Below are 21150 nucleotides of genomic sequence, written 5' to 3'. Positions count from 1 at the left end.
TGCCGTCATGGATTGAGCGGCCAGGGCAACTGGAACCGATGTGCGCCGCGTTCGATTTTGCGGATGGCGTGAAACGGCACGTACACCCACTGCCCCGCGTACACGAGACAGGCATCGTGCGCCTTCAGGATGTGGTGAATGGTCGTCAGATTGGTGGCGACCTCCGTCCGATCCGGACAGACCACCGGTCCCTCCAGCGGCTGCGCGTGCTCTGGTAAGTGAAGTCGAAACGTGGGTACCTGTCGTTTTTCGGACATGAGACACTCCTTTTTCCCTGTGGAAAACCTTTGACATGGACAAGCTTTCCACTGCGGAAAGACCGGTCTATAATGGGAGAGCCTGGCCGAGTCCGCTCCTCAGACGGGTAGCAAGACTTGGCTTTCGCGATACGATTGGGTTTTCTTATATAATGAAGGATGATGTATGCACAGACAAGTGCTCCAAGCGAACTTCTCCCGACAGGGTTTGAATATGGCCAGTTTGCGCATGACGTTCATGAATACGTGGAAAGCGAGTGAAGCGGAATGGAAAATTTGATCACCCAGCTGCGAGAGGGGCGCCTGCAGCCCGGAGCGGGCATGGTGTTTGGAACGCATCGGCCGAACACGGCCACGAGAACCTCGTTCGACGTCGAGGCACTGACGAGAAATTACCAGGTGGGATTGAAAGCGTCGGGCGAGCCGTATCGTTATGTGATTAAAACCTACGGATGCCAGATGAACGAACATGACACGGAAACGATGGCCGGCTTGTTGCAGGCCATGGGCTATCAACCGGCTGCCACAGACGCCGAAGCGGATTTCATCCTCTTCAATACGTGCGCGGTTCGCGAGAACGCGGAGGACAAAGTGTTCGGTGAAATCGGGCGGCTGCGTCCGCTCAAGTCGGTGAATCCCGAATTGATCCTTGGGTTGTGCGGCTGCATGGCGCAGGAAAAGGGTGTGCAGCAGCTCGTTCTTGAGAAGTTCCCGTGGGTGGACGTGGTCTTTGGCACGCACAACATTCACCGCCTGCCCCAGCTCCTCATCCAGGCTCGGCAGAGTCAGGAAACCATTCTGGAAGTCTGGGACAAGGCGGCGGAGACCGTTGAAGATATTCCGAAGGTTCGTCAGGATCGGGTGCGGGCCTGGGTGAACATTCAGTACGGATGCAACAAATTCTGCACGTACTGCATTGTCCCGTACACGCGCGGTGCGGAGCGCAGCCGCCTGCCCGAAGATATTTTGGCCGAGGTTCGGTCGCTGGCGGACGCGGGCGTGAAGGAAATCACCCTGCTCGGACAAAACGTGAACGACTATGGCGTCGACCTCAAAACCATCACGTTTGCCGAGTTGCTTCGGCAGGTCAATGCCGTGGAGGGAATTGAGCGGATTCGGTTCACGACGTCCAATCCGTGGAATTTCACGGATGCATTGATCTCCGCCATTGCCGACTGCGACAAAGTGGTGGAACACATCCACCTGCCGGTTCAGTCTGGGAACAACCAGATTCTCAAGCGCATGAACCGATCACACACCCGTGAATTTTACCTGGAGTTGGTCCGCAAGATTCGTGCGGCCATCCCGGGCGTGAGCTTGACCACCGATATCATCGTGGGCTTTCCCGGCGAGACGGAGGAGCAGTTCGAGGATACGCTGCGTCTGGTCGAAGAGGTGCGCTTCGACAATGCGTTCACCTTCATCTATTCGCCGCGGGAAAACACCCCTGCCGCCAACTTCCCGGACGACGTGCCGATGTGTGTCAAGAAGGCGCGGTTGCAGCGTTTGAACGACCTTCAGTACGCCATCAGCCGCGCGCACAATGAACAGTTGACGGGCGCCGTGGTGGATGTGTTGGTGGAAGGAGAGAGCAAGACCAACCCGGATGTGTTGGCGGGACGCACCAGGACCAATAAGCTGGTGCTGTTTCCGGGCGATGCGTTGCTGACCGGGCAAACGGTGCCGGTGCGGATTGTGGAGCCGAAGACCTGGACGTTGATGGGGTCGCTCGTTGCCGTCGCCGAGGAGGAATTGGCATGATGGACGCGTTGATGGCCAAAGCGGACACCATTGCGGAAATGATCTGCCAATCGGAGGCGGCCCACCAGTACTGGAAGGCCCGTGCCAAGATGGAGTCGCACACGGAGGCGCAGAAACTGTTTGAAACACTAAAGTTGAAGACGAACAACCGGATTGGATTGAGCCAGGCTCTCCCGGCGGACCACCCGAAGGTGCAGGAATTGGCCGCCGAAATTCAAGTCCTCGAAGAACGATTGTACGGCATCCCGGTGGCCATGCAGTACAAAGAAGCTCAGGCGGAACTGAACGACCTCGTACAAGGCGTCATGCATCTGCTCTTGGTTCGGCTCGGGGAACGTCTGCCGGTTGAACTGGGACCAAGACAGGGATGCGGCAAGGGTCCGGACGGCAACGGCTGCACCTGTGGGGAGAACGACTGACCGGCCGGTTCGCGAGTTTGTGGTGCAGGGGGTGTTTGTGTGGCGCTGACGCCGATGATGCAGCAGTATGTGGACATTAAGCGACAATATCCGGACGCGTTGCTGATGTTCCGGTTGGGCGACTTCTACGAGTTGTTCTTCGATGACGCCATCACCGCGAGCCGGGCTCTCGACATCACGCTGACGGGGCGGGACGCCGGCAGCCAGGGGCGCGTGCCGATGTGCGGCGTTCCGTACCACGCGGCCACGGCCTACATTGAGAAACTGGTGGACCAGGGGTACTGTGTGGCCATTTGTGAGCAGACAGAAGACCCCAAGCAGGCCAAGGGTTTGGTGAAACGTGAAGTCGTTCGGATTGTGACACCGGGGACTGTAACCAAGGAGGCAGGAGATCAGCGCCGGATTCTCGCGGCGCTGGTTCGGCGTCGGGAAACCTGTGGATTGGCTTTGGCCGATGTGGCCACCGGTGATCTGTGGTACGCCGAATCGTCCCAGGACCAGCTGCGGGATTGGTTGGCACAGTGGACGCCGGCCGAAATTCTTGCGTACAGCAGTCAGCAGGACTGGGTGGCAGGGAGTGCGGTGGACGAATGGAGCCGACAAAACGGCGTGCGTATCTCGTGGGTTGACGAACCCTTGGACGCACCGCTTCGCGCCGAGCGGACGGTGTGTGAGCAATTTCACCTCCCGCAATTGGCGGCCCTCGAGCTGGACGACGTACCGGTGGCCGTGGAAGCCTTGGCCGCGGTGATGGATTATCTGGCGGCGACCCAGAAACAACGGCTTGCGCATCTGCGGGTTCCGAAAAATTTGGCGAGCCGTGGGCACCTGGTATTGGACTACACGGCGCAGCGGAATCTGGAACTGTTGGAGTCGGGACGGGGGCGGCAAAAGAAAGGGTCGCTGTTCGGCCTGCTCGATGCGACGGTGACCGCGATGGGTGCTCGTATGCTGAGAACGTGGATTGAACGGCCATTGGCTGACGTGGCCGCCATTGAAGATCGGCTGGGTGCGGTCCAGGCGCTGGTGGACGACTTTTTTTTGCGCGAGTCGATTCGCGAGACGCTGCGGGAAATCTATGATCTGGAACGGTTGGCGGGCCGGCTCGCCCTCGGGACCGCGAATGCGCGGGACCTCCGCGCTGTGGGTCAATCGCTCGCGCAACTCCCGAGTCTCGAGGACATGCTTCGGGATGCGTCGAGTGATCTGCTTCAGCAATTGATGCGGGGACTGCCTGAGTTCGCGTCCCTGTCGGAAACCATTCTCCGGACCTTCGTGGACCAACCGCCGCTCGGAGTTCGCGAAGGCGGCTTGATCCGCGACGGGGTGGATGCGGAGTTGGATCGGCTGCGGACATTGAGCAGTTCCGGCAAGGAATGGTTGACGCAGTTTGAGCAGCAGGAGCGGGAACGAACCGGCATCCGGTCGCTCAAAGTAGGGTATAACAAGGTGTTCGGTTACTACATCGAAGTGTCCAAGGCGAACGTGCACCTGGTGCCGGACACGTACGAGCGCCGGCAGACGCTGGCCGCGGCCGAACGGTACGTGGTATCGGAGCTGAAGCAGCGCGAGGCGGAAATTCTGACGGCGGCGGAGCGCAGTGTGGAGCGGGAGTACGAGCTGTTCTGCGAGGTGCGGGATGGTGTGGTGGAGCGCCTCACCGATCTTCAGCGCGTGGCCGAGCGGATTGCGGTGCTGGACGCGCTGTGTTCCATGGCCACCGTGTCGGCAGAGTGTCGGTTCACCCGGCCGGTGATTCGGGCGGAGCGCGGCATCTTCATTCAACAGGGTCGGCATCCGGTGGTGGAATCGGCGCATCCCGGCACGTTCGTGCCGAATGACGTGCGGCTCGGCGACGACGCCGATTTGCTGCTGATCACCGGGCCGAACATGGCCGGAAAGAGTACATACATGCGCCAAACCGCACTGATTGTGCTGATGGCGCACATGGGCTGTTTCGTGCCTGCGGAGTCCGCTGTGATTGGACTGGTGGACCGCATTTTCACCAGGATTGGCGCATCCGACAATTTGGCCGAAGGCCAGAGCACTTTCATGGTGGAAATGGTCGAGCTGGCGCAGATCTTACGGCAGGCGACGAACCGGAGCCTCGTGTTGTTGGATGAAATCGGACGAGGGACGAGTACGTACGACGGGATGAGCATCGCCGAGGCGGTCATGGAGGCGCTGTTGTCGCCGGACAGTCGGCCGTTGACTCTGTTCGCCACGCACTACCACGAACTGACCGAAAAGGCGGATAGCCTGGATGGGGCAGCCAACTGTTCGGTGCTGGTCCGGGAGAGTCCGGATGGCATCACCTTCATGCACACCGTGGTGCCGCGCCCTGCCGACAAGAGCTACGGCATACAGGTGGCCAAACTGGCAGGGATTCCGGATGCTGTGATTGAGCGGGCAGCGGCGTTGCTGAAAGTGCGAGAGACGGCCGAGGCGGGGAAGTCCACGGTCGACGCTGGTGTGGAAACGGCGGCTGCGGTCGACTCCCATGGCGGCTCATCGAGTAAGATGGCGTCGCCAGATTTCTCGCTGCCCCTGTTCGCTTGGCGTGGGGAGTCGGTGCTTCAGGCGTTGGCCGAGCTTGACGTCAACACGTTGACGCCTGTGGCGGCACTCAATGAACTGCACAATTTGGTCGAACAGGCGAGGGAGGTCTTGCAGTGGGACAAATCCAAGTACTCCCGGCAAACCTAGCAAATCAGATCGCCGCGGGTGAGGTGGTCGAGCGTCCGGCCAGTTGCGTGAAAGAGTTGGTGGAAAACAGCCTGGATGCGGGCGCCACCTCCATCTTCGTGCGTTTGGTCGAAGGCGGGATTCGCGAAATCACGGTCCAGGACAACGGGCGTGGGATGGACGCTGAGGACGCGGTGTTGGCGTTCGCCCGTCACGCCACCAGCAAAATTCGCCAAGCGCGGGATTTGATGCGCATTTCAACGCTTGGTTTTCGCGGAGAAGCGCTGGCATCCATCGCGGCTGTGGCGAAGGTCACCCTGCAGTCGCGAGTGCCCACCGCAGAGCAGGGAGTGACCGTCCAAGTGGCGGGGGGAAAGCCGAGTGCACCGGAGCCCGTGGGCATGCCGCCCGGAACCCGCATTGAAGTGCGGGATTTGTTCTTCAACACCCCGGCTCGGTTGAAGTACCTCAAATCCGTGCAGACGGAGCAGTCGAGGTGCCTGGATGTGATCCACCGGGCGGCGCTGGCGCGGCCGGATGTGGGGTTTCGTTGCGCCATCGATGACCACGTGGTGTTTCAGACCACGGGCAACGGCAGTGTTCGCGATGTGCTGGCAGCGCTGTACAGCGTGGGCGAAGCGAAGCAGTTTTTGCCTGTGACGGCGGACACTGCGGATTATCGCCTGCACGGGTGGATTGGACGCCCCACACAGGCCAAGTCGAGCCGCAGCCATACATATCTGTACATCAATCAACGCCCCATTCGAAACCCCGCCGTGCACCAAGCCGTGGTGGCCGGATACGGCAACCGGCTCATGGTGGGCAAACATCCCATGTACGCCCTGTACCTGGAGATGGATCCGGGGCTGGTGGATGTCAACATTCATCCACACAAGGCTGAGGTCCGCTTCAGTGAGGAACGAGACGTGGTGCAGATGGTGCAGCGAGCCGTCCAGAGTGTGCTCGATACCACATTTCTGGTCCCGGGGGTTTCGTTCAGTGGGACGCCAGCCAGCGACCGGCGTGTCGTGTCGGGCCAGCAGGCGAAGCTGGAGTTGGCGACGACGGCGGAACCGGCTGCGCCCTACCAGCCGGGGACCGGATATCCCACCAGCGCCGGATCGAGGGTACTGACCGCGTCCCCGGGAAAGCGCGAAGGCAGTGTGCCGACCGTGTCCCGCACGCCCAAACAACCGGTGGACTGGCAACAATGGATGCCGCTGCAAAGCAGTCCGCCCGAACCATCCCACACGGATGTGCCCGTGGCGGATGAGCCCGCTGCGCCCGACGCGGACCGTGCGGCTGAAGAGCGCCCATCGAACTGGCGGCTGCGCCCCGTAGGGCAGGCGCTGGGGATGTACATGATTGCGGAGGATGGTCAGGACCTCTACGTGATTGATCAACACGCGGCGCATGAACGCGTGTTGTACGAGCGTTTCAGCCAGCGCATGCGCGCGGCTGAAGTGCCGGCCATTGCGTTGGTGACGCCGCTCAACCTGACCCTGTCGGGGGCGCAGTGGGACGCGGTTCAGACGCATCGCGAGCTGCTCGCGGAGATGGGGCTCAGTCTTGAAGCGTTCGGAGGCAGAGACGTGGTGGTCCGCACCATTCCAACCATTTGGGAGGGGCTCGACTACGGTCAACTGGTGGAAGAGTTTCTGGAAACCCTCGCTGCCTCCGCACGGCTGTCCAACGTTCGGGATGTATTGCGGGATCAGATTGTGATGCGCGCCTGCAAGGCAGCCATCAAAGCCAATGACTTCCTTCATCCGCTCGAGATGGAGGCCTTGTGCGAAGCGCTGTCGACCCTGGAAGATCCGTTTCATTGCCCGCATGGACGTCCGGTCTTTTTGCGGTTGACCGCGCAGCAATTGGAGAAGGAGTTTCGACGCATTGTTTGACATCGCGAGTGTCCACCGAAACGAAAGCGGGGCCCTGCGAGTCTGTTGCACCACACCGGTGAATGTGACGTCCGTGGCCAGAATTCGCGTGCGCCGGGCGGCGGAGTGGTTTACCTGCGACGTGGTTCGGCGCGGTAAGGACAGCCTGGAGACGCTGTTTCGAAAGACGGGTGCGGACGCCATCGTGGTGGCGGATGAGCCGCTGCGCGTGGTGTTGCGGGCGAATCCGAAGCAGCCGGTGTGGTTTCACCCGGGTATGGCGCTGCCTCGCATTGCTGCTATGCGCGGGGGGCAGCGCGATCGGCTGGTGCGGGTCGCCCGCATTGGCCGCGGGGATGTGGTGTTGGACGCCACGTTCGGGCTCGCGGTGGATAGCCTCGTGCTGGCGGCCGCGGTGGGGGATACGGGGCGCGTGCTGGCGTGTGATTCGTCGTGGCTGCTGGTTCGCCTGTTTCAATACGCCCAGCGTTACGAAGGACACCTGTACCCGTCGCTCCAGCCCCTGTTGGCTCGCATTGAAGCGCACTGTGGAGATCACGTCGCGGTGCTCCAACAGATGAGCGACAACGCTGTGGACGTGGTGTATTTCGATCCGATGTTTCGCCATCCGCTGCACAATCCCTCGTCAGATCTGGAGAGCGTGCGGGGACTGGCCAATCCAGCGCCTCTGGCGCACGATGCTTGGCGGGAGGCGCTGCGGGTTGCGCGGCGGGCGGTTGTGTTGAAAGAGCGCCCGGATTCCGGGGAATTCGAACGCTTTCATCTGCACCCGGACAAACCGCGCGCCAAATTCGCGTATGGTGTCGCGTGGAAGGAGACGGCGTATGAACGAACATAAGCCGCCGGTGTTGTGTATCGTCGGGCCAACCGCCACCGGGAAGAGCGATCTTGGCATTGCGTTGGCCAAAATTCTAAACGGAGAGGTGCTGTCCGCGGATTCGATGCAGGTGTACCGCGGCATGGACGTGGGAACCGCGAAGGTTCCTCTGCACGCGAGGCAGGGCGTGCCTCACCACCTGCTCGATTTGGTCGAACCTGATGTGCGGTTCACGGTGGCCGACTGGGTGACCGCCGCGGACGAGGTCATCGCTGCGTTGCACCGGCGCGGCAAGTTGCCAATTGTTGTGGGCGGCACCGGCTTGTACATCCGGGCCATCTGCGAGGACTTGGATTTTGGTGCTGCCACCGAAGCGCCGGAGGCGCGTCAACGGTGGGTGCGGTATCTCGAAGCCCATGGCGCGGAAGCGTTGCATGCGGCGTTGGCCAAGGTCGATCCGCCCACGGCGCAGCGCCTGCATCCCAATGACACGCGGCGGGTGCTGCGCGCTTTGGAGGTGTATGAGGCGGGGGGTGGACGGCCTTTGTCCGCATCGTACGATTGGCGGGTCAAAGGTGGCCGATATTGGACCGTGCAGTTCGGGTTGACGGTGGATAGGCCCATTCTGTATGAGCGCGTCAATCGACGCGTGGATGCAATGATGGCGGACGGGTTGGCGTCTGAGGTGACGCGCTTGTGGGAACGCGGCTATTCGCGCAGTCTGCCCGCAATGCAGGCGATTGGGTACAAAGAGTTGTTGGCCTGGCTGGACGGCGAGTGTTCGTTGGCCGAGGCGGTGGCGGCAGTGAAACAGAACACCCGTCGCTTTGTGAAACGGCAGCTTTCCTGGTTCCGGAGGGATCCGCGGGTGGAGTGGATTGAATTAGATCCCGAGGGACGGGTCGAAGATGCGGATCTGCAACGGATTTTATCGGTGGGCCAACGTATGCTGGCAGGAATCCAAAGCGCCTGCCGAGAATAAGTGTGAAGTACCACTTTTCTGAAAGAAGGGCATACAGATGAGCAAACAGCCAATCAATATTCAAGATACGTTTTTGAATCAAATTCGAAAGGACAAAATTCCCGTCACCGTATATTTGGTCAACGGGTTTCAGATTCGCGGCCTCGTCCGCGCGTTTGACAACTTCACCATCGTATTGGAATCGGAAGGCAAACAGCAGATGATATACAAACACGCCATCTCGACATTTACGCCGTTTCGCAGCGTCACGCTGAACCTGGAGTCGAACACGACGGAGGGATGACCGCTGGTCAATTTTGGATGGCTAATGGAAAGAAAATCCCGTTGACAATGCTGTTTTGGATGTGATACATTACGTCTTGTCGCGGCGCCAGCGTAGCTCAGCAGGTAGAGCAACTGACTTGTAATCAGTAGGTCGCAGGTTCGATTCCTGTCGCTGGCTCCAGTGCGGAGGGGTACCAAAGTGGCCAACTGGGGCGGACTGTAAATCCGTTGCGAAAGCTTCGAAGGTTCGAATCCTTCCCCCTCCACCAAGCCGCTGTGAGCGGCATGCAGGGGCGTAGTTCAGCTGGTAGAACGGCGGTCTCCAAAACCGCATGTCGTGGGTTCGAATCCTGCCGCCCCTGCCATGGTGAGTATGGCGAAGTGGTTAACGCACCGGATTGTGGTTCCGGCATTCGTGGGTTCGATTCCCACTACTCACCCCATATTGGGGAGTAGCCAAGCGGTAAGGCAACGGACTTTGACTCCGTCATGCGAAGGTTCGATCCCTTCCTCCCCAGCCAAACGGTCTTCGCGACCGGACCCATGTGCCCGTAGCTCAGCCGGATAGAGCGCTTGACTACGAATCAAGAGGTCGGGAGTTCGAATCTCTCCGGGCACGCCACGGAGCATAGCGCAGCTTGGTAGCGCGCCTGCCTTGGGAGCAGGAGGTCGTGGGTTCAAATCCCGCTGCTCCGACCACGCTTTCCTGACGGGGAGAGCGGATGTCCTGGGGGTATAGCTCAGTTGGGAGAGCACCTGCCTTGCAAGCAGGGGGTCGTCGGTTCGAATCCGTCTACCTCCACCATCCTGTCGTACCTGAATGGACGGGTACGGTATCCTTGTTCCTCGATAGCTCAGCGGTAGAGCATCCGGCTGTTAACCGGAGGGTCGTAGGTTCGAATCCTACTCGGGGAGCCATGCTCCCATAGCTCAGTCGGCAGAGCGCATCCATGGTAAGGATGAGGTCATCGGTTCAAGTCCGATTGGGAGCTCCACGGTGTTTTCGCTTCGAAGGTGGGCGCGAGCGCCTTCTTCGGTGCAGCGTCCGCAATTAGAATTTTGGGCGGTTAGCTCAGTTGGGAGAGCACCTGCCTTACAAGCAGGGGGTCAGCGGTTCGAGCCCGTTACCGCCCACCAATCACGCCTGGAGTGATGGCCGAGTAGGTCGAAGGCGCTCGCCTGCTAAGCGAGTATACGGGTAACACCGTATCGACGGTTCGAATCCGTCTCACTCCGCCACCGAACAAGGAAGGTTCCTGAAAAGGACCTTCTTTTTTTGTGTTGTCTCGCAGTCGGCGGGGTTGCATGATTTTCCCTCCGTTCGGGGATGGTAGACGGGAGACTGGGATGGAGGGGTATGGACTGTCAATGACAACCGCCATGGAGCGAGCCGAGCAAACCCCCATTTCGTCCCGAATGAGCGAAAATGTTGAGTTTGTCCACGAACTGTTGGGCATCGGGACGACGTGGGACATCATCCAAAAGCCATTCCACTACGACCACGTGCACATGACCACATACATCATGAACGGATTCTTTATGACCACGCACGTGCTGTTGCTGATGCAGAATTTCGAACAAACGGTGGAAGCGTTCGCCAAAGAATATCCGGCCGATAAAGGATACACCGCGCATGAGCTGATGGAGTACCTGAACACGCACCTGCCGTTTGTGCAGGTCCAGGTGTTGGACAAGATGTCGGACGTGATCCGGTTCATCCTCTCCGGTCCGATGGTCACGTTCATCGAAGGATGCAATCAGGCGCTGTTGGTGGACACGCGGGTGTACCCCATGCGCAGTATCTCCAATCCCCAGGTGGAGCGGGTGATTCGTGGACCGGCGGATTCGTTCACCGAGACAATGCTGCTCAACTGCGCGATGATTCGCCGACGCCTTCGGGATCCGCGGCTACGCATCGAACTGATGCAGATTGGCGCACGTTCTCAAACGGACGTGAGCTTGCTGTATCTGCAGGATGTCACCAGTGAGCAGTTGGTCGATGACATTCGCGCGCGATTGAAGGGGATTCGCGTAGATTCGCTGGCGATGGCGGATCAGGCGGTGGCCGAATTGATTGGCAAGGTACGGTGGAATCCGTATCCGATTGTGCGATATACCGAGCGCCCTGACGTCGCCACCACCGCTCTGCTCGATGGTCACGTGTTGATTGTGGTGGATACCAGTCCCGAAGTGATCATTGCGCCCGTCACCTTCTTTCAGCATCTGCAGCATCCCCAGGAGTACCACTCCTATCCGATGATTGGGACGTATCTGCGCTGGGTCATCCTGTTGTCGGTGCTGATGAGCGTGTTTTTGCCCGGAGTGTTCCTGGTCGTCAACGCACATCCGACTGCGATGCCCAGGCGCTTGAGTTTTTTCATCGCTTCGCGGGACGATCCGCTTCCATTGTTCGTGGAACTCCTGGTGGCCGAGCTGGCGCTGGACATCCTGCGCCTGGCGGTCATCAATACGCCATCGACCCTCGCTTCGGCGGTGGGGATTGTGGCCGCGATGTTGTTCGGTGATTTCTCCACGCACATTCACCTGCTTCAACCGGAAGTCCTCGTCTACATGGGGTTTGTGATGATTGCGCAATTCGCAACGTCATCCTTCGAGTTGGCCACGGCGAATCAAATGGCCCGTTTTTGGATCATTGTCTGGACGGGATTCTTCCGCGGTTGGGGATTCGCCATTGCCTGCATCACATGGTTCCTCCTGTTGTATCGAACCCGTTCCTTCGGCATCCCGTATCTTTGGCCACTCATTCCGTTTCAATGGCGAAACGGGCTGCGGGAGATTCTGTTTCGCCGTCCCACAGCGGTGGAATCCGGACGTCCACCCATTTTTCAACCGAAAATCGTTCGCCGCAAAGGGTGAGATACCTCGCCAGCGTCCTCGGTGTAAGCACCGGGGACGCTTTTGTGTCCACCTGTCCACTGGGCATTCACCCAGATCCGATTGGCTGCATACGTTACTTTGCGCACACATACTTACCGGATGACGATGTCCACGACGACCAGACGTTCCGGTACAACCCGAGGTGATGGATGTTGCCGTCTGACCACAGGCGCACCACGGTGCGGCCCATCGTTGCACAGCACGTGATTGATCAATATCGCCAGGGACAGATTGCACTGTCCGATGCACTGCGACAGTTGAGCGGTGAAGCGGCTCCTGGACCTTCCGTTTCCGGTCATCCGACCATCCGCCGCGAACGCTTGCAGGAAATCTTGGACGAATTGGATGCGCTGGTGGGATTGCATGAGGTGAAAGCGACCGTTCGTGAGATTTTCGCGTACCTGTATATGCAACAGCGGCGGCAAAGCTTGCAACTGCGTGCGGAGCCGGTGGTTTTGCACATGGTCTTCAAGGGTAATCCTGGAACCGGGAAAACCACCGTGGCGCGGTTGTTGGCAAGGATGTTCCACGAGTGTGGTCTCCTTGAAAAGGGCCACCTAGTGGAAGTGGAACGAGCGGATTTGGTCGGGGAGTACATCGGCCATACCGCGCAAAAGACGCGCGAGATGGTGAAGAAGGCATTGGGGGGCGTGCTGTTCATTGACGAAGCGTACTCGTTGGCCCGCGGAGGGGAAAAGGATTTCGGACGCGAGGCCATCGATTGCCTGGTCAAGAGCATGGAGGATTTTCGGAATCAATTTATCGCCATCATCGCGGGGTATGAACGGGAGATGGAATGGTTTCTTTCCACCAATCCCGGTTTGCCCAGTCGCTTTCCCATTCACGTGACGTTTCCTGACTACAGCGTTGCGGCGCTGCTCGAAATCGCCAGGCGCATCGCGGCAGATCGTCAGTACCGGTTGAGTCCGGAGGCGGAGAAAAAACTCCGGCTGTACCTGGAGGAAGCGCTGTCCTCGTGCCACCGCAGCAACTTCTCCAACGCCAGGTTTGTGCGCAATCTGGTGGAGCGGGCGATTCGGCGACAGGCGCTGCGGTTGTTCGAGGCGGCGACCGTGGACCGGCAGGCGGCCATGACGCTTCAGCCGCAGGACTTTCAGCGGGAGGGGATGGTGCTGTGAACCGAGGCTTGGTGATTGGGAAAACGAACGTGGGAAAGACGTTGTTCTGCATTCACTTTGCGAAATTTATGGGGATTCGCGAACTAAACTGGCTGGTGGAGCGCACGGACGGGCAGACGGAGCGCCGACGCATGAGCGTGAACGCCGCGGAGGTGGAATTGTCGGATGCGACACCGCACCGGACCCGCAACCTCCAGTCGCTGGCTGTGGAGTTTCCGCACAAGAAGGGGACGCACACGCTGTTGCTGTCGGACAGCACCGGGTTATGCGACGGCATTCACCCGGAGGCTTCGGTGCGCGAGGCGATGGCCCAAACCCTGGAGGTGCTGTTCTCCGCCCGGATCGTCCTGCACATCGTGGACGCTGCCCAGATTGGCCGGCGGTTGATGCAGGGGGTGGGCAGCGGGGACGCGTGGTGGGATCCGGTGGAGGAGCAACTAGCGGACTATGGAGGAACGCAGTCGGGGTATATCATCCTTGCGAACAAAATGGACCTTCCGGAAGCGCGGAGCGGATATGCCGCGTTGTCCAAGCGCTTCACCCGCCATCGCGTCATCCCCGTATCGGCGCTGTACGCGACGGGGTTCCGGGAGGTGAAGCAACATGTTTGGCGATTTGCTTGAAGGGTTCCGCATCTTTCTGTGTTTGGTATTGGCTGGAGCGGCGATCAAATGGGTGGACGATTATCTGGACGCGGAGTACGACATCTGCCGAGGAAAGCACACGCTGGCGGTTCGAATGTCGAGATCCGCGCTGCCGTACGGGATGGTGCTCGCCTTTTTGGCGGCGGCTGCCCAATTGCCGATGGCGTTGTCGGTTTTCTTCGGCAGCTATGCGGTGGGCATGTTGTCGGACTGGAAGCAAGTACTACCGACCAAGCTGCCGGCGTGGCTGGAAACCGTCATGGCCGTCGCATTGTCATTGGTTTTGACCGGTTGGCGGACTGCGCTCTGGGGGCTCCTGCTGATGGCGATGTTCGATTGGTTGGATGACTTGGTGGATAGGCTCGCCGACCAGCGGACGGGACAACACAACATCGCCCTGCGCTTGGGAGTGGTGGAGGCAACCCTGCTCACCATGCTCGCCTTGTGCGGTGCCATCCTGCTCAACGCTTGGTGGACCGCGATAGCATTTCTGGCGTTCACGGTGATTACGATGTGGTCGGAAGCGACCACCCGTTCGCTGTGGTCCGCTTCGGGAGAGGATGACAAGGAGGTGCCCTGGGGATGAACCTTTCATTGTGGTTGGCGTGGTGGATGGGTCTCTGCTTCATAGCGCTCGTGGCCTACATGGTGGGGCGGCGCGTTGGTAAAAAAGAGGGGCGGGCTCTAGCACAGGCGGCTGCGCCCTTGCAGATGCGGATGCGCGCGCTCAACGACGGTCGCTGTCCCGTATGCGGGACTGTGGAGGCAACCCGTATGTCCCGTGATACAATGGAGGCAACGAGGTGATGACGTGGCAGCTGCGGAAACAACGCGGATTGTTTTGGCTTGTCGGCGAAGCCCGCAGGAGACGGACGAGCAATTCATCACCCGACGGGATGAGTGCATCGGGCTTTGTGAAGCCGCGGGTGCGGCGGTGGTGGCGGTCTTCCAGCAAACCCGGTCCAGCATAGACGGCGCATGGTATCTTGGTTCTGGCAAGATCTCCGAAATGGCGCGTTATATCGAGGAGCACGAGGTTGAGCTTGCGGTGTTTGACGGGGAGCTGTCGCCCGGGCAAGTACGAAACCTGGAGCACCACCTCGGTTGTCGCGTACTTGACAGAACGCAGTTGATCCTCGATATTTTTGCCTTGCGCGCAAAATCGCGGGAAGGCCGGCTTCAGGTTGAAATTGCGCAATTGCAATACCTGCTGCCGAGACTGACCGGACGAGGCGCGGAAATGTCCCGGCTGGGTGGCGGCATTGGCACGCGGGGACCGGGTGAGACCAAGCTCGAAATGGATAGGCGGCGAATTCGGCAGCGCATTCAGCACCTGCGTCAAGCCCTGGCCCACGTGCGCGCACATCGGGAGACCGCGCGCCGCCAACGTGCCAAATCCGTGCCCGTCGTCGCCCTCGTCGGCTACACGAACGCGGGAAAATCCACGGTCATGCGGAGATGGTTGACGGATTGCGGCGGAACATCGGTGGAGGCGGGGAATGACCGTCTCTTTGACACGCTCGATCCGTTGGCGCGCCGCGTCCAAGTTGGCTCCACCGGCCAAGCGGTGCTGCTCGACACGGTCGGTTTTGTGCAGAATCTCCCGCATCTGTTGGTGGAGTCGTTTCGGGCCACCCTGGAAGAGGTCCTGGCCGCAGACCTCGTGGTGCACGTCGTCGACGGGACGGCGGCGACGCTGCAGCGAATGGAGACCACCTATCAGGTGCTGAGCGAGATTGGGGCTCTGGACAAGCCCATCATCACGTTGTTTAACAAAATGGATGCGGTCGGCGAGACGCCTCCCCCGGATACCCGGGCGATGGCCAGTCTGTACGGATCGGCAACCACGGGCGAGGGCATGCAGGCGTTGTACGACGCGGTGGCGCGCCATCTCGGCATGGAGAGCGTGCAGGTGACCGTTCGGGGAAATGCGCATGCCGTGCTGTCGGGATGGCTGCACCCATACGGTCGAGTGACGAATGTACATATCGGCGGCGATGCCACCGTCGAAGCCACGGTGGTGATGGAGCGCCGCAGAATCGTTGAATTGATGGCCGCCACGGAAACCATGACCGGCGTGGAAATCGACGCTGTCATTCGGACACCGGAAGGCGTCGTTGCCGACGATGGCGGAAGAGAGGAGAGGTTACGCGATTGGTGAAACAGCAAGCGCGGGCGTTGGTTGCGACATGTGAACAGGAAGTGCAATCGGCATTCGCGGTGGTGGAGCAGACGGCCCGTCACAATCAACGCAAAGTCCTGGAGGCTTTTTGGGCAGAACAAGTGGCCGCCACGGATCTGTCGGGGAGCACGGGGTATGGGTTGGATGATGGAGGGCGCGACAAGCTGGAGCGTGTGTACGCGCGCGTGTTCGGCACCGAACGGGCACTGGTGCGCCCTCAAATCATTTCGGGGACGCACGCGCTGCGGCTGATGCTGTTCGGGGTATTGCGTCCGGGAGATGAACTGTTGTTTGCAACGGGAGCGCCTTACGACACGCTCGAGGCGGTGGTCGGCATCCGGCCGGCGCCGGGCAGTCTGGCGGAGTGGGGTGTGACACACACGGTGGTGCCGCTCCTGCCGGACGGCGGTGTGGATTTGCAGAGTATTCTAGCCAGGATCACTCCGCGCACGCGCGTGGTCATGTTTCAGAAGTCCCGTGGCTACAGCAGCCGGCCCGCGTTGTCGAATCGGACGTTGGCCGAGGTGTTTGCGGCGATTCGAACGCAGTGGCCCCAGGTGTGCATCGCCGTCGACAATTGCTACGGCGAATTCGTGGAGGATGTGGAGCCCACCGAAGTGGGCGCGGACATCGCTGCGGGGTCTTTGATTAAAAATCCAGGCGCGGGCATTGCACCAACCGGGGGGTACGTGGTCGGCCGCGCGCGCTATGTGGAGGCTGCGGCAACCTGCTTGACTGCGCCCGGCGTCGGCTCGGAAGCGGGCCCGACGCACGATTTCCTGCGGCCGTTTTACCAAGCCCTGTTTCTGGCGCCGCACACCGTCAGCCAGGCGGTGAAGAGTTCGATTCTCGCCGCTCGTGTGCTGGAGGCGCTCGGGCTTGCGGTGAGCCCCAAGTGGTCCGAGCCGCGGGCAGACATCATCGTCACCGCTGCGTTTCCGTCACCCGCTGCGCTGCTCGCGTTCTGTCAAGCGGTTCAAGCCAGCGCACCAGTGGACGCGCACGTGCGTCCGGAGGCGGCGCCGATGGCCGGATATGAAGACCAGGTGGTGATGGCGGCCGGATCGTTCGTACAGGGCGGTTCGCTCGAGCTGTCGGCGGATGCCCCGATGCGACCGCCCTATACCGGGTTCCTGCAGGGCGGATTGACGTACGAACACGCATACCTGGCCATGGAGCGGATTGCAGAGTCATTAATGCTCACGACTTAATGTAATTTTTCGTTACACGGACGTTGTGAAATTTGCAGAAGAATGGTAATATGGCAGGTAACGGGGACTTGGAGGGGAACGCCTGTGGACCTTCATGCGAGGCGGCAGATGCCGTTGTTTCCAATCGGCATTGTTCAAAAGCTCACGGGATTGACCGCACGCCAAATCCGGTATTACGAAGAACATGGATTGGTTCAGCCTGCGCGCAGTGAAGGCAATCAGCGTCTGTTTTCGTTCGATGACGTGGAGCGCCTGCTGGAAGTGCGGAGTTGGTTGGACCGAGGGTTGAACATGGCCGGTGTGAAGGCGCAGTTAGCCCGGCGTGCAACCAGTACACCGGATACCAAGCGGCCGGAACCGTCGGACAAGGAACTGTACAAGTGGATGCAGCAGCAATTGGGACGCCCGGACGCTGGACCCAACGAGTTTCAGGGGGATCTGTCGCGGTTTTATCGACGCAAATAACTGGCGCTGGAAGTTTGGCGGAGGAGGACTGGAATGCGCAAGGAGTATACGAAGGAAGAGATTTTGGCGCTTGCCGAAACCGAGGATGTTCGCTATGTGCGCCTGCAGTTCACCGACTTGCTCGGGGTCATCAAGAACGTCGAAATCCCCGTGGATCAGCTGCCAAAGGCGTTGGACAACAAGATTATGTTTGACGGTTCGTCCATCGAAGGGTTCGTACGGATTGAAGAATCGGATATGTACCTGGTTCCGGACCTGTCCACCTGGCTCGTGTTTCCGTGGGCATCGGAGTTGGGCAAAGTTGCGCGTCTGATTTGCGATGTGTATCTGCCGGACGGACAACCGTTCCCAGGCGACCCGAGATCGGTTTTGAAGCGGGTGTTGGCAGAAGCGCGGGAATTGGGGTTTGACTCCTTCAACGTCGGACCGGAGCCGGAATTTTTCTTGTTTAAATTGGATGCCAACGGCCGGCCCACTTCCGAAGTGAATGACGAGGGCGGGTATTTTGACTGGGCGCCGTTGGATCTCGGCGAAAACTGCCGACGGGAGATTGTGCTGACGCTGGAATCGATGGGGTTTGAGATTGAGGCGTCGCACCATGAAGTGGCTCCTGGGCAGCACGAGATCGATTTTAAATACGCGGATGCGGTGGAAGCGGCCGACAACATCGCGACTTTCCGGCTGGTGGTGAAAACGATTGCGCGGCAGTACGGATTGCACGCGACGTTCATGCCCAAACCGGTATACGGTATCAACGGTTCCGGCATGCACTGTCACATGTCGCTGTTCCGCAACGGCACCAACGCCTTTTACGATGAGACGGATGAGCTCGGGCTCAGTGCCACGGCGCGCCACTTCCTGGCGGGCATTTTGGAGCACGCGCCGGCGTTTACGGCGATTTGCAATCCGCTGGTGAACTCTTACAAGCGGTTGGTTCCGGGCTATGAGGCGCCGTGCTACGTGGCGTGGTCTGCAAAGAACAGATCGCCTCTCGTTCGCATCCCGGCCGCGCGTGGCATGAGCACACGGATTGAGGTTCGCAGCCCAGATCCCTCGGGCAATCCGTACCTTGCCATCGCAGCCATGCTGGCGTCCGGCCTGGACGGCATTCGTCGTCAACTGCCCTTGGTGCCGCCGACGAATCGGAATATCTACATGATGACCGATGAAGAAAAGGCGGAGGCCGGAATTCACAGTCTGCCGGAGAGTTTGGGCAAGGCGCTCGAAGCGCTGGCCAAAGACGAGGTCATCGCCAATGCGCTCGGCGAACATGTGTTCACGCATTTTATTGAAGCGAAAACGATAGAGTGGAATATGTTCCGCACGCAGGTCACCGAGTGGGAATGGGAGCAGTACGTGACCAACTATTGAGGGACCGTGCGGGAAGTTGCCGTACATCAAAGGGGCTGGAGTGTTACTCCAGCCCCTGTTTCACTGGTGGTCAACGAGTTGGCGCATGTGCGCATGGGCGGTTCAGTGCAGGGCGCGGAACACCCCAATGACTTTGCCGAGCACGCGTACATTTCGGTAGCGCAGCGGTTCCATCGCGGCGTTTTCCGGCTGCAGACGAATGTGATCCGCCTCTTTGAAGAAACGCTTCACCGTGGCCTCGTCGTCCTCCGTCAAGGCCACCACGATATCCCCGTTGCGGGCCTGCTCCTGCTTCCGAACAATGACGAAGTCCCCGTCGAAGATGCCGGCCTCAATCATGCTATCTCCCTGAACGCGCAGAAGAAACACTTCGTCGTTATGTACAAGACTTTTCGGCAACGGGAAATAATCCTCCACGTTTTCGACCGCCGTGATGGGTTCGCCTGCTGTGACCTTGCCGACGATGGGGGCGAACACAGCCGTCTCCGGCAATGCCGCAGCATCCCCGCTGTCATCGGTTGCGTCCTCAAGCAGTTCGATGGCGCGTGGCTTCGTGGGATCGCGTCGCAAAAATCCTTTCAATTGCAGTCGTTCCAAATGCCCATGCACCGTGGAACTGGATGCGAGTCCCACCGCTTCCCCGATTTCGCGCACGGACGGCGGGTATCCTTTCTCTCGAACGTTCTGTCGGATGAAGTCCAGGATGGCCTGTTGCCGCTTCGATAGTTTCGTCACCGCGTGATTCCTCCGTTCCCTTTGCTGGCACCAGTATACCACGGGTATCCTTTGTTGCAAACAAATGTTCGCGTTTCTGTTGACAGAACATGCGTTCGCATATACACTGTACACAGAACACACGTTCGGGGGTGGGTGCTTTGCAATACGGTCAGGGTCTCATGCGCTCCAAATCGGTGAGGCGGGGAAGACGCTCGGCGTGGTTGATGTTTTACGCGATTTGTTGGACGCTCGGGATTGGTCTGTGCGCGCATTGGTGGGGTGGTCCAGCGTCCGCGCAGGCTCAGGCGGTGAAATACGTTGTACAGCCGGGAGATACGGTGTGGACCATCGCTGCGCAGGTGCATCCTCACGCAGATCCTCGGCCGGTCGTGGATGAAATTGAAAAGATGAACCACTTGAACACATGGCGCATTCATCCGGGAGACACGCTCTGGATTCCGGACGATGACGAATAACACGAAGGAGCGGCAGGGTGTCCGACGGCTACGCGGATTCCTGGTCATTGCCGTGGTAATGAGAAAAGGTGCTACGGTTCGTGGGTAATTGGCATTTTTCGTCGAGAAAACACCGCTGCCATGGTATTTCGGCAGGATTCATCAAATGATGCCGAGTTGGTGAAAGGCGTTCCATACTCCGTGCTCGGAGGCGCTGGTGGTTACCCATTTTGCATGCTGCTTCACTTCGGCACGCGCGTTTCCCATGGCAATGGAGTATCCGAGAACCTGAAACATTCCGACATCGTTGCCTCCGTCCCCAATATGGAGGGCTGACGCTGCGGGAATGTTCCATGCGTCGAGTAGGGCAAGGGCACCGTGAGACTTGTCGCTCCCGCGCACCTGCAAATCCACCGCGTGATCGTGCCAACGATATAACAGGCATTCTGGAAAGGCCGATTGCACGCGAGTGTCCCAGTCGCGTGTCATGAACAGATTCAACTGATACACCGGTTCCTCCATTCCGTTCCAAGTTTCGGGGGTCGTTTGCTCCAAGGGCGGATAATCGTACGCTTGCAGAATCGGAGTGAGCGCCTGCGGCAACGGCCGGAAGATCATGGTTCGATGCGCCGTGTGAAGTATCATCGGAATGCGATTGCGTTCGCTGAAGTGGATGGCGCGCTCCACCACATGAGGTTTCATGGGCGTGGAGTACACGGTCTCCGTATGCGTGACGGCCAACCCGCCGTTGAAATAGACGGCATCCGGGATGTCGAGCGTGTTCCGAATGGCGCGGGTGTGTACAGTGGAACGACCCGTGCAGAGGGCGACGCGAATGTTCCGTTCCTTCAGTTTGGAGACTGCCTCTTGTGCGCTTGTGACTAGCTGTCCGTCCACGAACAGCGTGCCGTCTATATCCAGAAAGACGGCTCGAATGTCATGTCGGGAATTACTGCGAAATGTTTCAGCCATTGGACCACTC

Annotated in this window: 20 protein-coding genes and 12 tRNA genes; 29 read left to right on the top strand and 3 right to left on the bottom strand. The window is 59.6% G+C overall.

Annotated elements, in window-relative coordinates:
• Window positions 1-5: 5 nt before the first annotated feature.
• Window positions 6-257 carry a hypothetical protein gene (locus G463_RS0103950; RefSeq protein ID WP_026974129.1) on the bottom strand — a complete coding sequence of 84 codons (252 nt, stop codon included), beginning with the start codon at window positions 255-257 and terminating at the stop codon, window positions 6-8.
• Between the two features lie 267 nt (window positions 258-524).
• Here G463_RS0103950 and miaB point away from each other — a divergent pair, with 267 nt between their 5' ends.
• The 28 genes from miaB to glnA all read left to right on the top strand — a co-directional run bounded on the left by miaB (window position 525) and on the right by glnA (window position 18996).
• Window positions 525-2018 (top strand): tRNA (N6-isopentenyl adenosine(37)-C2)-methylthiotransferase MiaB, encoded by a 1494-nt coding sequence (miaB, locus tag G463_RS0103940; protein ID WP_026974128.1) that lies wholly within the window; start codon window positions 525-527, stop codon window positions 2016-2018.
• Window positions 2015-2437, top strand: coding sequence for a YlbF/YmcA family competence regulator (locus tag G463_RS0103935; RefSeq protein WP_035485599.1), 423 nt, complete (start codon window positions 2015-2017; stop codon window positions 2435-2437). The genes miaB and G463_RS0103935 overlap by 4 nt, the downstream gene beginning before the upstream one ends.
• A 39-nt stretch (window positions 2438-2476) precedes the next feature.
• Complete coding sequence (gene mutS / locus G463_RS0103930; RefSeq protein WP_026974126.1) at window positions 2477-5143, top strand: DNA mismatch repair protein MutS; 2667 nt, start codon at window positions 2477-2479, stop codon at window positions 5141-5143.
• Window positions 5110-7023: a DNA mismatch repair endonuclease MutL gene (gene mutL, locus G463_RS0103925; protein ID WP_026974125.1), complete on the top strand. Its 1914-nt coding sequence runs from the start codon at window positions 5110-5112 to the stop codon at window positions 7021-7023. Before mutS ends, mutL begins: the two co-directional genes overlap by 34 nt.
• Window positions 7016-7861 (top strand): class I SAM-dependent methyltransferase, encoded by an 846-nt coding sequence (locus G463_RS18645; protein WP_051321901.1) that lies wholly within the window; start codon window positions 7016-7018, stop codon window positions 7859-7861. Before mutL ends, G463_RS18645 begins: the two co-directional genes overlap by 8 nt.
• A complete protein-coding gene (miaA, locus tag G463_RS0103915; RefSeq protein WP_026974124.1) occupies window positions 7848-8822 on the top strand; it encodes a tRNA (adenosine(37)-N6)-dimethylallyltransferase MiaA in 975 nt (324 codons plus the stop codon). The genes G463_RS18645 and miaA overlap by 14 nt, the downstream gene beginning before the upstream one ends.
• 37 nt (window positions 8823-8859) lie before the next feature.
• A complete protein-coding gene (gene hfq, locus G463_RS0103910) occupies window positions 8860-9105 on the top strand; it encodes an RNA chaperone Hfq (protein ID WP_026974123.1) in 246 nt (81 codons plus the stop codon).
• Window positions 9106-9191: 86 nt separating this feature from the next.
• A tRNA-Thr gene (locus tag G463_RS0103905) sits at window positions 9192-9267 on the top strand.
• Window positions 9268-9271: 4 nt separating this feature from the next.
• A tRNA-Tyr gene (locus tag G463_RS0103900) sits at window positions 9272-9355 on the top strand.
• A gap of 20 nt (window positions 9356-9375) precedes the next feature.
• Window positions 9376-9451 (top strand) — tRNA-Trp (locus G463_RS0103895).
• 2 nt (window positions 9452-9453) lie between these two features.
• Window positions 9454-9529 (top strand) — tRNA-His (locus G463_RS0103890).
• 3 nt (window positions 9530-9532) lie between these two features.
• Window positions 9533-9607: transfer RNA gene (locus G463_RS0103885), tRNA-Gln, on the top strand.
• A gap of 24 nt (window positions 9608-9631) precedes the next feature.
• Window positions 9632-9708 (top strand) — tRNA-Arg (locus G463_RS0103880).
• Window positions 9709-9785 (top strand) — tRNA-Pro (locus G463_RS0103875).
• A gap of 30 nt (window positions 9786-9815) precedes the next feature.
• A tRNA-Ala gene (locus tag G463_RS0103870) sits at window positions 9816-9891 on the top strand.
• Between the two features lie 38 nt (window positions 9892-9929).
• Window positions 9930-10004 (top strand) — tRNA-Asn (locus tag G463_RS0103865).
• A 1-nt stretch (window position 10005) separates the two neighbouring features.
• Window positions 10006-10081, top strand: a tRNA-Thr gene (locus G463_RS0103860).
• 66 nt (window positions 10082-10147) lie between these two features.
• A tRNA-Val gene (locus G463_RS0103855) sits at window positions 10148-10223 on the top strand.
• Window positions 10224-10232: 9 nt separating this feature from the next.
• Window positions 10233-10325 (top strand) — tRNA-Ser (locus tag G463_RS0103850).
• 129 nt (window positions 10326-10454) lie between these two features.
• Window positions 10455-11963, top strand: coding sequence for a spore germination protein (locus G463_RS0103845; RefSeq protein ID WP_051321900.1), 1509 nt, complete (start codon window positions 10455-10457; stop codon window positions 11961-11963).
• A 170-nt stretch (window positions 11964-12133) separates the two neighbouring features.
• A complete protein-coding gene (locus tag G463_RS0103840) occupies window positions 12134-13123 on the top strand; it encodes an AAA family ATPase (RefSeq protein WP_026974121.1) in 990 nt (329 codons plus the stop codon).
• Window positions 13120-13746 (top strand): P-loop NTPase family protein, encoded by a 627-nt coding sequence (locus tag G463_RS0103835; RefSeq protein WP_026974120.1) that lies wholly within the window; start codon window positions 13120-13122, stop codon window positions 13744-13746. Before G463_RS0103840 ends, G463_RS0103835 begins: the two co-directional genes overlap by 4 nt.
• A complete protein-coding gene (locus G463_RS0103830; protein ID WP_026974119.1) occupies window positions 13727-14353 on the top strand; it encodes a hypothetical protein in 627 nt (208 codons plus the stop codon). Before G463_RS0103835 ends, G463_RS0103830 begins: the two co-directional genes overlap by 20 nt.
• Entirely contained in the window at window positions 14350-14574 is a 225-nt protein-coding gene (locus G463_RS0103825; RefSeq protein ID WP_026974118.1) for a hypothetical protein, read from the top strand. The genes G463_RS0103830 and G463_RS0103825 overlap by 4 nt, the downstream gene beginning before the upstream one ends.
• A gap of 4 nt (window positions 14575-14578) precedes the next feature.
• Complete coding sequence (gene hflX, locus G463_RS18640) at window positions 14579-15928, top strand: GTPase HflX (RefSeq protein WP_051321899.1); 1350 nt, start codon at window positions 14579-14581, stop codon at window positions 15926-15928.
• A complete protein-coding gene (locus G463_RS0103815) occupies window positions 15922-17160 on the top strand; it encodes a methionine gamma-lyase family protein (RefSeq protein WP_026974117.1) in 1239 nt (412 codons plus the stop codon). The genes hflX and G463_RS0103815 overlap by 7 nt, the downstream gene beginning before the upstream one ends.
• Window positions 17161-17268: 108 nt before the next feature.
• A complete protein-coding gene (locus G463_RS0103810; protein ID WP_281171051.1) occupies window positions 17269-17625 on the top strand; it encodes a MerR family transcriptional regulator in 357 nt (118 codons plus the stop codon).
• Between the two features lie 33 nt (window positions 17626-17658).
• Window positions 17659-18996, top strand: a complete 1338-nt coding sequence (glnA, locus tag G463_RS0103805) for a type I glutamate--ammonia ligase (RefSeq protein ID WP_026974115.1) — start codon at window positions 17659-17661, stop codon at window positions 18994-18996.
• Between the two features lie 102 nt (window positions 18997-19098).
• Here glnA and lexA read toward each other — a convergent pair whose 3' ends face one another.
• Complete coding sequence (gene lexA / locus G463_RS0103800) at window positions 19099-19731, bottom strand: transcriptional repressor LexA (RefSeq protein ID WP_026974114.1); 633 nt, start codon at window positions 19729-19731, stop codon at window positions 19099-19101.
• Window positions 19732-19871: 140 nt separating this feature from the next.
• Between lexA and G463_RS18635 the strand changes: the two genes are divergently transcribed.
• Window positions 19872-20189 (top strand): LysM peptidoglycan-binding domain-containing protein, encoded by a 318-nt coding sequence (locus tag G463_RS18635; protein ID WP_169725417.1) that lies wholly within the window; start codon window positions 19872-19874, stop codon window positions 20187-20189.
• Window positions 20190-20330: 141 nt separating this feature from the next.
• On the opposite strand, the gene G463_RS0103790 is transcribed toward G463_RS18635, so the two are convergent.
• Window positions 20331-21140 carry an HAD family hydrolase gene (locus G463_RS0103790; RefSeq protein WP_026974113.1) on the bottom strand — a complete coding sequence of 270 codons (810 nt, stop codon included), beginning with the start codon at window positions 21138-21140 and terminating at the stop codon, window positions 20331-20333.
• Window positions 21141-21150 lie beyond the last annotated feature (10 nt).

Origin of the sequence: Alicyclobacillus contaminans DSM 17975, from assembly GCF_000429525.1 — a bacterium.
In the GTDB taxonomy this organism is placed as follows: Bacteria; Bacillota; Bacilli; order Alicyclobacillales; family Alicyclobacillaceae; genus Alicyclobacillus_A; species Alicyclobacillus_A contaminans.
The sequence above is the reverse complement of the archived record's forward strand: the minus strand, read 5'-3'. Positions and strand labels throughout refer to the sequence as shown.

Bases quoted from the DNA above. Each gene is read 5' to 3' on its own strand.
- G463_RS0103950 (WP_026974129.1), bottom strand. From the start codon at position 257: ATGTCCGAAAAACGACAGGTACCCACGTTTCGACTTCACTTACCAGAG.
- miaB (WP_026974128.1), top strand. From the start codon at position 525: ATGGAAAATTTGATCACCCAGCTGCGAGAGGGGCGCCTGCAGCCCGGA.
- G463_RS0103935 (WP_035485599.1), top strand. From the start codon at position 2,015: ATGATGGACGCGTTGATGGCCAAAGCGGACACCATTGCGGAAATGATC.
- miaA (WP_026974124.1), top strand. From the start codon at position 7,848: ATGAACGAACATAAGCCGCCGGTGTTGTGTATCGTCGGGCCAACCGCC.
- hfq (WP_026974123.1), top strand. From the start codon at position 8,860: ATGAGCAAACAGCCAATCAATATTCAAGATACGTTTTTGAATCAAATT.
- G463_RS0103845 (WP_051321900.1), top strand. From the start codon at position 10,455: ATGACAACCGCCATGGAGCGAGCCGAGCAAACCCCCATTTCGTCCCGA.
- G463_RS0103840 (WP_026974121.1), top strand. From the start codon at position 12,134: ATGTTGCCGTCTGACCACAGGCGCACCACGGTGCGGCCCATCGTTGCA.
- G463_RS0103830 (WP_026974119.1), top strand. From the start codon at position 13,727: ATGTTTGGCGATTTGCTTGAAGGGTTCCGCATCTTTCTGTGTTTGGTA.
- G463_RS0103825 (WP_026974118.1), top strand. From the start codon at position 14,350: ATGAACCTTTCATTGTGGTTGGCGTGGTGGATGGGTCTCTGCTTCATA.
- G463_RS0103810 (WP_281171051.1), top strand. From the start codon at position 17,269: ATGCCGTTGTTTCCAATCGGCATTGTTCAAAAGCTCACGGGATTGACC.
- glnA (WP_026974115.1), top strand. From the start codon at position 17,659: ATGCGCAAGGAGTATACGAAGGAAGAGATTTTGGCGCTTGCCGAAACC.
- G463_RS0103790 (WP_026974113.1), bottom strand. From the start codon at position 21,140: ATGGCTGAAACATTTCGCAGTAATTCCCGACATGACATTCGAGCCGTC.